General features: G+C 42.8%; 10 protein-coding genes and 1 tRNA gene. 5 read left to right on the top strand and 6 right to left on the bottom strand.

Features of this window, described 5'->3' with window-relative positions:
- Nucleotides 1-329: 329 nt before the first annotated feature.
- The 4 genes from BM021_RS13395 to BM021_RS13410 all read left to right on the top strand — a co-directional run bounded on the left by BM021_RS13395 (nt 330) and on the right by BM021_RS13410 (nt 5,791).
- Nucleotides 330-405, top strand: a tRNA-Lys gene (locus tag BM021_RS13395).
- Nucleotides 406-880: 475 nt separating this feature from the next.
- Nucleotides 881-2,503, top strand: coding sequence for a DNA methyltransferase (locus tag BM021_RS16270; RefSeq protein WP_256207927.1), 1,623 nt, complete (start codon nt 881-883; stop codon nt 2,501-2,503).
- 34 nt (nt 2,504-2,537) lie between these two features.
- Complete coding sequence (locus BM021_RS16275; RefSeq protein WP_256207928.1) at nt 2,538-3,722, top strand: type IIL restriction-modification enzyme MmeI; 1,185 nt, start codon at nt 2,538-2,540, stop codon at nt 3,720-3,722.
- Between the two features lie 14 nt (nt 3,723-3,736).
- A complete protein-coding gene (locus tag BM021_RS13410; RefSeq protein ID WP_090721526.1) occupies nt 3,737-5,791 on the top strand; it encodes a DEAD/DEAH box helicase in 2,055 nt (684 codons plus the stop codon).
- A gap of 60 nt (nt 5,792-5,851) precedes the next feature.
- On the opposite strand, the gene BM021_RS13415 is transcribed toward BM021_RS13410, so the two are convergent.
- From BM021_RS13415 to BM021_RS13425, 3 genes are all read right to left on the bottom strand, one after another.
- The gene (locus BM021_RS13415; RefSeq protein WP_256207929.1) at nt 5,852-7,801 is read right to left on the bottom strand and encodes a replication endonuclease; all 1,950 of its coding nucleotides are present in this window, start codon (nt 7,799-7,801) and stop codon (nt 5,852-5,854) included.
- 7 nt (nt 7,802-7,808) lie between these two features.
- Nucleotides 7,809-8,003: a helix-turn-helix transcriptional regulator gene (locus BM021_RS13420; RefSeq protein ID WP_177186386.1), complete on the bottom strand. Its 195-nt coding sequence runs from the start codon at nt 8,001-8,003 to the stop codon at nt 7,809-7,811.
- A gap of 113 nt (nt 8,004-8,116) precedes the next feature.
- Nucleotides 8,117-8,782 carry a hypothetical protein gene (locus BM021_RS13425; RefSeq protein WP_090721528.1) on the bottom strand — a complete coding sequence of 222 codons (666 nt, stop codon included), beginning with the start codon at nt 8,780-8,782 and terminating at the stop codon, nt 8,117-8,119.
- 293 nt (nt 8,783-9,075) lie between these two features.
- Here BM021_RS13425 and BM021_RS13430 point away from each other — a divergent pair, with 293 nt between their 5' ends.
- Nucleotides 9,076-9,300, top strand: coding sequence for a hypothetical protein (locus BM021_RS13430; protein ID WP_090721529.1), 225 nt, complete (start codon nt 9,076-9,078; stop codon nt 9,298-9,300).
- A gap of 196 nt (nt 9,301-9,496) precedes the next feature.
- On the opposite strand, the gene BM021_RS13435 is transcribed toward BM021_RS13430, so the two are convergent.
- Genes BM021_RS13435 through BM021_RS13445 form a run of 3 tightly spaced genes read right to left on the bottom strand, consistent with a single transcriptional unit; the run spans nt 9,497 to nt 11,387 of the window.
- Nucleotides 9,497-9,805 carry a helix-turn-helix domain-containing protein gene (locus tag BM021_RS13435; protein WP_090721530.1) on the bottom strand — a complete coding sequence of 103 codons (309 nt, stop codon included), beginning with the start codon at nt 9,803-9,805 and terminating at the stop codon, nt 9,497-9,499.
- A complete protein-coding gene (locus BM021_RS13440; protein WP_090721531.1) occupies nt 9,796-10,110 on the bottom strand; it encodes a type II toxin-antitoxin system RelE/ParE family toxin in 315 nt (104 codons plus the stop codon). Before BM021_RS13440 ends, BM021_RS13435 begins: the two co-directional genes overlap by 10 nt.
- Nucleotides 10,111-10,139: 29 nt before the next feature.
- Nucleotides 10,140-11,387: a tyrosine-type recombinase/integrase gene (locus BM021_RS13445; RefSeq protein ID WP_090721532.1), complete on the bottom strand. Its 1,248-nt coding sequence runs from the start codon at nt 11,385-11,387 to the stop codon at nt 10,140-10,142.
- Nucleotides 11,388-12,899 lie beyond the last annotated feature (1,512 nt).

The raw sequence follows: 12,899 nt of genomic DNA on the forward strand, positions 1-12,899 counted from the left end.
ATCGCAAACTCGTTTTGTTGGTGGTATAGGAACCCCCAATATTACGAGTTTGTCTCTATTTATTAAATACTTATCTTAAAACGTCAACAGACCCTCGTGTGTCCAGAATTAGTTGACCACGTCAATTATTCCCGACAGTTATGTAAAGAGCATGAAATCTTGTCGGCACTTTCGAAGTGAGAATTCAAATTGCCTTTGTTCACAATTGATTCTGCGACGATGTTATTAATTTTGTAAACAAGTCTTATAAGCCTTTTTATAAAATTTGAGTTTGAAGGCAAATTAAAGCCATTTATATCACCGATCAATTCAGGTATAATTTTGCTTTTGGGTCGTTAGCTCAGCCGGTAGAGCAGCGGACTTTTAATCCGTTGGTCGGCAGTTCGAATCTGCCACGACCTACCAGATAAAACAGTGACTTACATATTTTTAAGTCACTGTTACTTAAAAATAGTAGACCTATAGTAGACTGATAAAATAAAGTAAACAATAAAATCAGATCCAATTTTCAAATCTACTTCTTTATAAAAAATCTAAAGCTGATAACAAGCAAAAAAGAAAACTGATTCGTAATCAGTAGGTCGGAGGTTCGACTCCTCTCAACAGCACCAAATAAACAATAAGTTACATAATATAATAAAATTTCAACAACTTTATGTAGACCTAATGTAGACATAAAATTGGGAAGAAAAGTGTTTATGCAAAGGGCGCTCATTCACAATTCTGCAAAGGTTGTTCCTTTCAGTGCGCCAATCTCATCACGCTAATTCATGACTTTTTGCTGATAGGTATATTCATCAAACCGCATAAGTGAGCGCAAGATTGATAAGCGGATTAAAGCTCGGGAAAAGAATGATGAAAAATCTGACAAGGTGGCGAGTTGAACGCTGTAGAGATCGAAGAAGCAATATCCAAGCTGGCGGAGCACCCATTTGATCCGGCAGGGTTCCCTTACGCCTTTCTGGAATCGTTTGGAAATAATGCAACCAGAATTAAACTCTTAAAAAGCGGCACTAAAAATAAGAGTGACGTTGAAGGCGCAGTACTTCAGCAAAATAACATTCACATAAAAGTCTGTTCTGCCGGCGAAGTGTTAAAAACTCTGGAGATACTTAAAAACAGCCCAGCGACTAGCCGCCAGAAAGCCAAATTTATCCTTGCTACCGATGGCGAGGAATTCCAAGCTGAAAATATTATCAGTGGTGATACCGTCGCTTGTGCCTACATGGATTTTCCCGATCATTTCGGCTTCTTTCTGCCGCTTGCTGGAATTTCCACCGTCAAGCAAATCAGTGAAAATGCTTTTGATATCAGGGCGACCAGCCGCCTCAATCGTCTTTATGTGGAATTGCTGAAGGACAACCCCGATTGGGGAAGGGCACATCGCCGTCCTGACATGAATCATTTCATGGCGCGGCTGATCTTTTGTTTTTTTGCCGAGGATACGGATATTTTTAACGGTACCGGCCTGTTTACCGACACCATAGCGCAAATGAGCGCGAAGGATTCCTCGAATACGCATGAAGTCATCGGCGAAATCTTCCGTGCCATGAATACAAAAATCGAAGACCGGGCGACAGCAAAATTGCCTCGTTGGGCGGATGCATTCCCCTATGTCAACGGCGGATTATTCTCCGGCAGCACTGAAACTCCACGCTTCAGCAAAATTGCGCGCAGCTATTTGCTGCATGTCGGCAGCCTGGATTGGAAGAAAATTAATCCGGATATTTTCGGTTCGATGATCCAGGCCGTCGCAGAAGACGAAGAGCGTGGTGCATTAGGTATGCACTACACCAGCGTGCCGAATATCTTGAAAGTGTTGAATCCGCTATTCCTGGATGATCTGCGTGCCAAATTGGAAGATGCCGGGGACAATCCACGCACGCTGCTGAACCTTCGCAGACGTATGGCAAGAATCCGGGTATTCGATCCTGCTTGCGGATCGGGAAATTTCCTGGTGATTGCTTACAAAGAAATGCGCGCTATTGAAGCAGAAATCAACAAACGGCGTGGTGAAACAGATTTACACACCGAAATCCGGCTGACCAATTTTCTAGGCATTGAATTGCGTGATTTCGCTGCTGAAATTGCCCGGCTCGCACTAATTATTGCCGAGTATCAGTGTGATGTGCTTTATCGTGGGCAAAAACTGGCTTTGGCAGAATTTCTTCCATTGGATACTCAAAACTGGATCACATGCGGCAATGCGCTGCGATTGGATTGGCTGACTGTCTGCCCTTCGACCGGCACTGTGGTAAAACTATATGCTGATGACTTATTCAACACACCGTTAGAACAAGCACAAATTGACTTCAAAAATGAAGGTGGTGAAACCTATATTTGCGGAAACCCTCCTTATTTGGGCAGCAAATGGCAATCTGACGAACAGAAATTAGACCTTAAAGGAATTTTTGGTGGCAGAACCAATAGCTGGAAATCACTCGACTATGTTGCAGGGAATACAACCTACATGGGGCAAAACTTTAATGTCGTGAACCAATAGCTGGAAATCACTCGACTATGTTGCAGGCTAGTTCATGAAAGCCGCTGATTATGGAACTAAAACAAATACCATTACGGCTTTTGTGTCTACCAACTCAATATGTCAAAGGGTCCAAGTTCCAATTCTATGGCCCTTGGTATTTGCTACAGGCCATGAGATTCAATTTGCTTACACTTCGTTTAAGTGGTCGAATCTTGCCAGCAACAATGCAGGCGTAATAGTTGTAATAGTTGGAATTTCCAGAAACACCAAAAGTACACGCTTACTTTTTTCCCTAAGTAATGATAGTCATCAGATTATTAAGGAAACGATCAACATCAATGCGTATTTAGTCGCTGGGCGAGATATAAATATACAGCCTACCAGAACTTCGCTATCTGGCAGCGCATACATGGATTTAGGTAACATGCCGAAAGATGGTGGTAACCTATTACTTTCAGCTGAAGAGGCAAGACTAGCAGTGGTTGAGGAACCATCAATTTCTCATTACATTTATGACTTTGTAGGATCTCAGGAGTTTGTAAAGGGTATTATTCGACGTTGCCTATGGATCGAAGACCATGAGATTAATGAAGCACGCACCTCTAACTTTATTTCCAAACGCTTAGAGGGCGTTCGAACAATAAGATTAGAAAGCGACGCAGAGTCAACTAGAGCTTTTGCAGATCGCCCTCATCGTTTTAAGCAAATACAAGGCCGTGGTATTAAATCTTCTATCGTAGTGCCAAAGGTCACATCAGAAACTCGTCCATATCTTCCTGTTGGTCTTTTATCTTCGCATTCAATTGTCTCTGACAATGCTTTTGCTTTGTATGATGCACCTCTTTGGAATATGGCGTTGATTGCATCACGTCTACATCTTGTATGGATTGCCACAGTTTGTGGAAAGATGAAGTCTGATTTCCGTTACTCAAATACTCTCGGCTGGAATACTTTTCCCGTTCCATCCCTCACCGAAAAAAACAAAGCCGATCTTACCCACTGCGCGGAGAATATTCTGCTGGCACGGGAAGCACATTTTCCCGCCACTATTGCCGAACTTTATGATCCCGACAACATGCCGGAAAATTTGCGCCATGCGCATGAGCTCAACGACGAAGTATTGGAACGCATCTATATTGGCCGTCGCTTCAAGAATGATACCGAGCGGCTGGAGAAACTATTCGAGCTGTATACCAAAATGACTACCAAACCGAAATTAGCCACCGAAAATAAATAATAGGTTACTCCGTCATGACAAACATCAAATCCATCCCTTCAGTTTCCGTCAATTACGCCTGTAATGGCAGCTCCACCAGAGCCAATGAAATGGGTATGCGCGTCATGCAGGAACGGGCGTATGAAAAACGTGGCGAGCAATATCTGCTGATCAAGTCACCGCCGGCTTCCGGCAAAAGCCGTGCGCTGATGTTCATCACGCTGGATAAACTGTATAACCAGGGGGTGAAAAAAGCCATCATCGTGGTGCCGGAAAAAACCATCGGCGCCAGTTTTAACAATGAGCCGTTGATGCAATACGGGTTCTGGGCGGATTGGGAAGTTGCTCCGCAATGGAATCTCTGCAACGCACCGGGGGATGACAATGGCGGCAAAGTCGGCGCGGTGAAAGCTTACCTTAATGGTACTGATCGTGTACTGGTTTGCACGCATGCTACATTCCGGTTTGCAGTTGATCGGTTCGGCGTAGAAGCATTTGATGGTTGCCTGATTGCCGTAGATGAATTCCATCATGTGAGCGCCAATCCCGATAATAAGCTGGGTGCGCATCTCGGTCAGTTCATGGCAAGGGATAAGGTGCATATCATCGCCATGACCGGTTCGTATTTTCGTGGCGATGCCGAAGCCGTGCTGGCACCAGAGGATGAAGCCAAGTTCGAGACGGTAACTTATACCTATTACGAGCAATTGAACGGTTATCAGTACTTGAAGCAGTTGGATATTGGGTATTACTTTTATACCGGCTCGTATACCGATGAAATCCTCAGTGTTCTGAATCCGGAAGAAAAAACGATCATCCATATTCCGAACGTCAATTCACGCGAAAGCACCAAAGATAAGATCAAAGAGGTGGAGCATATCATTCATGAATTGGGTGAATGGCAAGGCATTGACGATAAAACCGGCTTTCACTTGGTAAAGACGTCCAAAGGCGTGCTGAAGATTGCCGATCTGGTGGATGATGATACCAAGCGGGACATTGTGCTAAGTGCCTTGCGCGACCCTTCCGCCAAAAATAACCGTGAGCATGTGGACATCATTATCGCCCTCGGCATGGCCAAAGAAGGCTTTGACTGGATATGGTGCGAACATGCACTCACCATCGGGTATCGTTCCAGTTTAACCGAAATCATTCAAATCATTGGCCGTGCTACTCGTGACGCCAAGGGTAAAACCAAAGCACGATTCACTAATCTGATCGCCGAACCGGACGCTGCCGAGGAAGCGGTTACCGATGCAGTGAACGATACGCTCAAAGCCATTGCAGCCAGCTTGTTGATGGAACAGGTGCTAGCACCGAAATTCAATTTCATGCCCAAAAATAGCGGAAACGGCCCCGTAGAAGGTTTCGATTATGGCGAAGGCGATTACGATCCCAATAAGGAGAATGTCGGCTTTAACCAGCAAACCGGACAATTCCAAATTGAAATTAAAGGACTGGCAGAACCTAAGAGCAAGGAGGCTACCCGCATTTGCCAGGAAGATTTGAACGAGGTCATCGCAGCATTCGTACAGGATAAAACATCGCTGGAGCGCGGTTTGTTTGATTCCGAGCTTGTGCCGGAGGAGCTGACGCAAGTGCGCATGGGCAAAATCGTGAAGGATAAATATCCTGAATTGGATCAGGAAGACCAGGAAGCGGTACGCCAGCACGCCATAGCCGCCCTGAATCTGACCCAGCAGGCAAAGAAAATACTCAATTCCGCTGATGACACGCTGAAAGCTGGCAATACCGCTTTAATCGATGGGGTGCGCAAGTTTGCTATGGATGTGCGTGATCTGGATATTGATCTGATTGATCGTATCAATCCCTTCGGTGAGGCGTATGCCATTCTGGCCAAGGCCATGAATGAGGATAGTTTGAAACAGGTGGCAGCGGTGATTGCTGGTAAAAAAACAAAATTAACACCAGAGGAAGCAAAAGAACTTGCAGTGCGTGCTGTAAAATTTAAGAATGAACGCGGAAGATTACCTTCTCTTGAAGCTATGGATCCATGGGAGAAGCGTATGGCAGAAGGTGCTGCTGCATTCGTAAGATTTAAGGATGAGGGGCATTATGACCGATTATGATTTAGACGAGCTCCGAACAGAGTTAGACGAGTTTGCGACATTCAAAAACCCTGTTTTATCTTATACTCCACTGGAAGAACGCATCATTGCTGGCTTTGAAGATATTGAACGGTTTTTTGAACAGCATGGCCGCGTACCTATGCACGGCGAGGAGCGCGATATCTTCGAGCGGCTGTATGCCGCAAGGCTCGACAAAATTCGTTCCTCTCCCGAATGCCGCGCAGTTTTAGTTGATCGGGATAAGCATGGTCTTATTACCGGTGAACCAATTGCTGCTATACACCAGCAAGATGACTTGGACGATGATGCATTACTAGCTGAATTAGGCGTCTTGAATACATGTAACAATGACATTACCAAGGTGGCTGCGCCGCAAATGCGTCCCCCGCGGTCGCTGCCGCTCCCGTGCGGACGCTTTGCGCTTCGCTGCTCAGTTGATTCAGTATTCATTGCACATTTTTTAATATCCCATTGATGCATGCGTGTCAGTAGCTGGATGGTATCTGTTTCAACGCCACAGATCTTTTTGCCAATCAGATCGCCATACTTACCAGGTTCTTTGGAGTCGATTTTCATTAACTTGATAGGGTTGTCCTTGCGCTTGGCGGTTGCCCCACCCATCAATTGAATGAACTGCCACCATTTGCCTTGATCGGCTGCTTGTTGGGCTTGTTCCAAAATTCCTTCGGGTGCGCTGCTGATTCTGCGCAGTTCACGCCAAATGCTGACAGGTGCACCACCAATTTGCTGAAATTGTCGGATGCTCCAGGTCGATGCCCAGGCTTCCACCCGTTCAGCTGCTGCCTGTATCGGGCTGCCGTCAATATCATGTTCAAGGCCGTGACCATCAATATTTTTTGAAATATATTTTGCGATATAGCCGACCGCCGTGCCTTTGCTGTTATCAATGGCAATTGCAGTAAAGCGGTGTTCTTTTGCACCGGGTTCGTCGCCATCGGTTTCTAGCGCATAATGCCGCATGATTTCTCTCACCTTTGCGGTTTGCTCAGGTTTCATGAATAGCAGCATGTGCCAGTGTGGCGTACCGTCGTGTTGCGGCTCGGCAATGCGGAAACCGTAAACCTCAAGGTTGTCACGTTTCAGTTTTGCTCGAATTCTCGACCAGACTTGATTCAGATATTTTTGCGCTTGCTTCGATGTAGTACCGTCATATTTGGGATTAGATTCGCCGCTGAGGGATAATCGGGCGTGCATTCTTGATGGACAGGTGATGGTATAGAATTCACCAACATGGCCTAGCTCATTGGCGATGAATTCAAAGCCGAAGATGCGCACCATCAATTCACTGCGTCGGATGCGGGGATTGGCTAAACCTAGTTCTGCCAGTTCACTGAGTGTATAGCATTGTCCCAGTTCATTGGTTGCCAATAATCCATCAAGAATACGACGAATGCGTTTTTTCTGTTCTCTTCGTCTTGCCAGTGTCTCATCGCTGACATAGGTGCTGGCCCGTTTGTGTACAAGACCTAAGCGGATGGCGTCTTGTTCCAGTTTTTGTGCATGAACTTTACGTAATCGTTGCAGCCACCAGATTTCATCGGTCAGGCGGGTATAGATGCCTTTGATGGAAATGTTGGGCTGTTCCAGCGATGATAAGTTGATTTTATATTTCTTCGCCCTGTTCAGCATGCTGGAAACAGCATATTCAAGGTTACGGTAAATGCGGCTGATTTCCTGCATTTCCTTGACGATGTTTTTCGCTAGATCTTTCAGATCATCATCGCTGGCATTCAATGGAATGCTGTTTTTGGTAACCTCCCCATATGCTTTAAGCAAACCACGATTAGCATTACGCCTGCCTTCAAAAATATAAGTTTCTTTGTAGTCATGGGCGGCGATTTCGGCAAAGCGTTTGGGCAATTGCTGGAATATCGGCGCACGCCATCGTTTATCGCTGCCATCCGGTTCATCGAGTAAGCTTAATATGTCTTCGGCGATGCATTCACCGGAACTGAGTAATTCCTGGCTATCTCGTACTGACGTATGCATACATACCTCAGTACTGACTAGTTGAGTGATAAGTACAAGATTCAATATAAGCAAGCAGATCGCTATAGCGATAGCGAACTGCCCGGGAACCTATTTTGACAAAAGGCACCCGCGCCCCTGCCCAGCGGTCTCGTTCCAGAAATGCGATGCTGACGCCTAAGATTTGCGCGGCTTGTTTAGTAGTGAGTAATGGGTTTTGCATGATTGACTCCGTGAATTAATGAATACGAAGTCAAGTTGCGGCAGGCAATGGCGTAAAAAAAGATGCTCAAAAAAATAGAAACCACTCTATTTTTTAAGAATGATTACGATTTTCTATTCCTTTGATTTTGCTGGGGCTCCAGGTGATTGTGCAGATACTGACGCAACACTTCGCACTAAATTTTTAAATGATTTAGAGGAAAAAGTAGATGAATAGCCAAATTGCTGCATGATGGAATGGTTTTGCATTTCCTCATAACTTAAGTTTGGATTCAATTCCCATAACTGTTTAGCCAATTCAATACAGACCACTCGTTGCCTGCGCCGCTCTGTTATTTTGTGGTACCAGCCATTATTTTCATCATCAGGATCAACCGATTCACTATTCACATAATCAATGGCTGCTAATTTCTTATGCGACCAGCAAGGCGGAGGCTCAAGTAAGGCGACTCTGTCACACCAAATAATCACTTCATTTCGTTTGACATAAAGATTATCCAGATAATCCTTGCTGAACTTGTTGAACATGACCCAAATGTAAAATTTTATGAAATGCCTCAAATCAAAGACAAATGTAAGGAAAGACTCATCAATAAAGATTCGATGACCTTTCCACCTAGCGGAAATTTCCTTACTACCTATGCCCCGGATTAAGCGATCAATATAAAGTCTTAGCTTGGGTGAAATTGCATTGGGATCGGTTTGATCGGGCTTTTCACCTGCCCAATCGTGGGCCAGTTGCCAGATAGTTTTGAAGTCGGGGTTATTTTCTACATGCATGACAAACCATCCTGTAAGTAAATAATCTCAATGACGGCTTTTAGCTTGTTCACTTTAGAATATTATATTTTTGTCAACATCTTGTTCTTCTTTGCAGCATAAAATGTATTTGCGATCAGATTTTTTTATGACGCAAATAATGCCGTAATCGTGTTCCCATAAAGTCAATCAGGATATTTAATCGCTTTACAAGAATAAGTTAATCTTGTAATTTTAAAAATTGTGAATTTTTTGTGAATTTTGTCGTCTTAAGGTATGTAATTTATTAAAAAGCTTTTCACTAGGAGATTAAAATGAAAGGAAGCGGTAGTGTTATGAGTACAGCCACAAAATTCACTCTGGTATTATTTGGAATTGTTCCACTAATCGGATTTTTGCTGTTTGGAGATGCAAATTCGTTTGTAAGCTGGTTAGAAGTTGATCTCATTTTAGGTGCGGTGTTCTTTTTAAGCTACCTGGTTATTGGTAGCTTATCGAAAAATAAACCCCGCTTGCCCATGAAAAAAATTTACGCCTAAATATCTTGTAAGGCTAAATGTAAAAAGGCCAATGTTGAATAAACATTGGCCTTTGTATTAAGAAGCAATAATAAATAAAGTATGTTTGTCTGAACTCTTCATATTACCCATTAATAAAAATTCTGCAAAAGGAATGAATATTTATCTCATGAGTATCCACATCTAAAGCAATCTGTTTTGCGCCAGCAATAAATAATTATGCAGTAATTTCCTTCAACACATCTGGACGGCGCTCAGCAATTGCAATCAATGTCTTAGCTGCGCCACTGGGTTGACGGCGGCCTTGTTCCCAGTCTTGTAAGGTTCTTACTGATACGCCGAGAAGTTTTGCAAAATCAGATTGTGACAAACCGGATTTTATACGCGCTGAAACAACCGGTGGAACCTCAACTTTATGTATCCGACTTGCACGTCCGGATTTCATTTGTGTAACAGATTCCAGCAGCTCGGCACCCAAGTCGCGCTTGGCGTCTCGTTTTCTTAATTCTTTCTCGGTCATGGGCATGTTATTTTTTCCTTAATTGCTTTAAGTAAATGTGCTGGAATGTTTTCATGTTCATTTTTGGCGTAAATCAGCAGCAACCAGATGGTTCCATCTTCCAGGATGTTGTAATAGATTATTCGCAAACCACCGCTTTTGCCTTTACCTTTGCGTGACCAACGTACCTTTCTACAACCGCCTGACCCTGGGATAATATCTCCCATATCATAGTGCTCTGCAATCCAGCTAGCAAAAGCTGCGCGTTCTTCTTCAGTCCAATAATCGCTGACATAACGACTGAAAACTTCTGTTTCTGCAATGGTATACATCGTATATATTACGGCAATGCCGTATGAAGTCAAGATATTTTGTGCGATTTCTTTTCTGACAAATCAGTTACTGTTGCTGACGGTTTATAACCAGCACACTTGAGGATGTAGTCGGTAATTTTCTGCATGGGTTCTCGCAATCGTTCCACATCGGCAATGATGTATCCGGCAGTAATATCATTGTTCATTTTGTGATTGGCTAAGCGCTTAACTGCATAGGCTGAAATATCCAAACTCTCGGCAATAGTCATGAAAGTACGGCGCAGGTCGTGAATCGTGAAAGATACGCCAGATTCTTTGATGACTTTGGCCATTTGTTTGCGTTGCTCTGTAATATATCCTTCTCCATCAGCTCGTTGAAAAACATACTTGTTTATTGCACGGGTTTTTCTCTGACTTAAAAGATCAAAAAGAAAATCAGATAACGGCAACATATGATCCAGATGATTTTTGGTATCAGTCACTTTCAAAGTTCTAGCATTCAGATCCACATTTTTCCAAATCATGCTGGCAGCTTCTTCCTTTCTTAATCCAGTGAAAAGCACCAGCAGCAAATAGTCCCGGATGGTTTCACGGTTCTGACTTATTGCATCATTTTTTAAGCTCATAACCGCCTGAAACCAGGGTTGGATTTCATGCGGTTTTATAACCGTTTGCCGGCGCTCCACCCGGTACCAAGCTCGGGTTTGAGAAAGGCGCTTAACCGGATTATCTGGAATCAATGTTTGTCCTTGGCTGTTTTCGTATTGTCCGGCAGCAAAATTAAATAAGGCACGCAGAAAACGCATAGTCAGATTGGCTTGTGCTTGGCTATTTTGTCCTAGCTCTGTATGCCGTTTGGCAATCATGTCCTTAGTAATATCAGTAATTGCTCTGTTGTTCCAAGCAGCTAAGTAAGTATCCATAATTCGCTTGTAATCTTTGATGGTACGCGGTTTAAGCGCTTTACGTGCAGCTAGAAAATCCTGGAACACTTGCCGCAAAGTTATATTACGAATTTTCTGTTCTCGTGCTTGATCATTGGGATTAATGCCTTTGGACATCATAAGCAGTAATTCTTTGGCTTGGCTTCGCGCTTGTTCAGCCGTATATATGCCATGCTTACCAATTGTTACCCGAATACTTTTACCATTAACTTTGCTTTCGGCAATATAAACTTTGCTAGTTGCGCCTACACGTAGGCCAAAGCCTTTTATTTCACTGTCACGATAAAAAGCTTGTCCATTCTCAGGATATGGAATGGAATCAACAAAGGTTTTGGTGAGCTTCTGAGGCATCTTAATCTCCAGTCTACTAATTAAGAATTCACGGTCTACTTTTTAAATTAGTAGACCTATAGTAGACCAGAAAAATAAAAGTACGTCAAAATTGGAATGGCAGTTTAAAAGAATGATCCAATATATATGTCATTGTTAATATTAAATATAATCGGTATTTAGAACAATTTCAGGCTTATTCAAGGAAGGTAAAATTGCTGCTAAAATGGAACATAATAGAACTTTTAATCCGTTGGTCGGCAGTTCGAATCTGCCACGACCTACCAATAAAATCAAGCACTTAGTGATAGACTTGCTAAGTGCTTTTCTATTTTCATCTTTTATGTCACTATTTTGTCACCGTCCTTAATGAATAAAGCTCAGCATATTGAAAAAAAACCGCCACTCGGGCGGTTTGTTATGCATCAGGATTAATTAAGTTATTTTTTTGAAGGCGATCCGCTTGATCTAGCTGCCTCGTCCCCTGAGGGCGCTCCAGGTGGTGTGCCCATTGTGCCTGTACTAGATGATCCTTGTGAACTAGATCCTGATTTGGTATCAGTAGCTCTCTGTTCACTTTTTCTGTCGCTTTGAGATGAATAAGGGCTGGGAGCGTTATCTCTATCGTCCACTCTATTCTGTCTTTGGGTATAGCCCTCGTCCGCAGCAAATGCTGATACGCTTATAAATAGAAATCCGCTGAGAATAGAAGCAAATAAGATTTTCATTTGAATATTCCTTTAGATTAGTTAGAGGAAGCCATATAGTGCAGTTGGCAATATCACCGGTCTGTACGCTAAAGCACACGGTGAAACTACCTTGTTTATTACGTGACAATAAAAACCCGCCGGAGCGGGTATAGACTGTTAAATACTCTAATTAAGAATCAATCTTTCTTTGGCAGAACATCAGATTTCCGCTTTTGCACTTCAATCTTTTTAGGAATTTGTTCGTGAGTATCAGAATATAAAATAATTAGAGCTTACTCAGAAAAGTATAAGTGATTGTTTTTACGTGTAAATATCTTAAAAATCAATATTTAAGTGCAAGGTTTTTGAATAAATTATGCAAAAACCCTTGCACTTGATTTGAACTCAAGCTCCCCTATGTTCAACCAGTTTTATTAAACCGCATGTTGTTACAAACAATATTCTCTAAAACAATTGGTTATGAATTATAAATTTTAAACAATTATGAGAAATACTTTTTGAGTAAGCTCTAATTAAGAAAATAATAATCAAGGAAAAAATAAGCATTAAGGTAAGCATTTATTCCTCCTATTAGATCTTTAATACAAAATAATAATCCGCTTACTATGAATTTTCATCGGTGCGCCACCATACTTAGTTCAGTCTGAACAATCCATAACATTCTGATTCTGTGTGATGAATTGATGAATTAAGGCGATTAAATTCACCAGTTTTTGGTAAAATTGCTACAATTTCCTGCAAATTTAGCGAGGGTTAGATGGGGCCAAAGCCGTGCACGCAAAAGAGTAATGACCTGTTCCGCCAGCGACTGGACGAACTGGTC

It is taken from the genome of Nitrosomonas sp. Nm166, from assembly GCF_900112825.1.
Taxonomy (GTDB): domain Bacteria; phylum Pseudomonadota; class Gammaproteobacteria; order Burkholderiales; family Nitrosomonadaceae; genus Nitrosomonas.

Bases quoted from the DNA above. Each gene is read 5' to 3' on its own strand.
- BM021_RS16275 (WP_256207928.1), top strand. From the start codon at position 2,538: ATGAAAGCCGCTGATTATGGAACTAAAACAAATACCATTACGGCTTTT.
- BM021_RS13410 (WP_090721526.1), top strand. From the start codon at position 3,737: ATGACAAACATCAAATCCATCCCTTCAGTTTCCGTCAATTACGCCTGT.
- BM021_RS13415 (WP_256207929.1), bottom strand. From the start codon at position 7,801: ATGCATACGTCAGTACGAGATAGCCAGGAATTACTCAGTTCCGGTGAA.
- BM021_RS13420 (WP_177186386.1), bottom strand. From the start codon at position 8,003: ATGCAAAACCCATTACTCACTACTAAACAAGCCGCGCAAATCTTAGGC.
- BM021_RS13425 (WP_090721528.1), bottom strand. From the start codon at position 8,782: ATGCATGTAGAAAATAACCCCGACTTCAAAACTATCTGGCAACTGGCC.
- BM021_RS13430 (WP_090721529.1), top strand. From the start codon at position 9,076: ATGAAAGGAAGCGGTAGTGTTATGAGTACAGCCACAAAATTCACTCTG.
- BM021_RS13435 (WP_090721530.1), bottom strand. From the start codon at position 9,805: ATGCCCATGACCGAGAAAGAATTAAGAAAACGAGACGCCAAGCGCGAC.
- BM021_RS13440 (WP_090721531.1), bottom strand. From the start codon at position 10,110: ATGTATACCATTGCAGAAACAGAAGTTTTCAGTCGTTATGTCAGCGAT.
- BM021_RS13445 (WP_090721532.1), bottom strand. From the start codon at position 11,387: ATGCCTCAGAAGCTCACCAAAACCTTTGTTGATTCCATTCCATATCCT.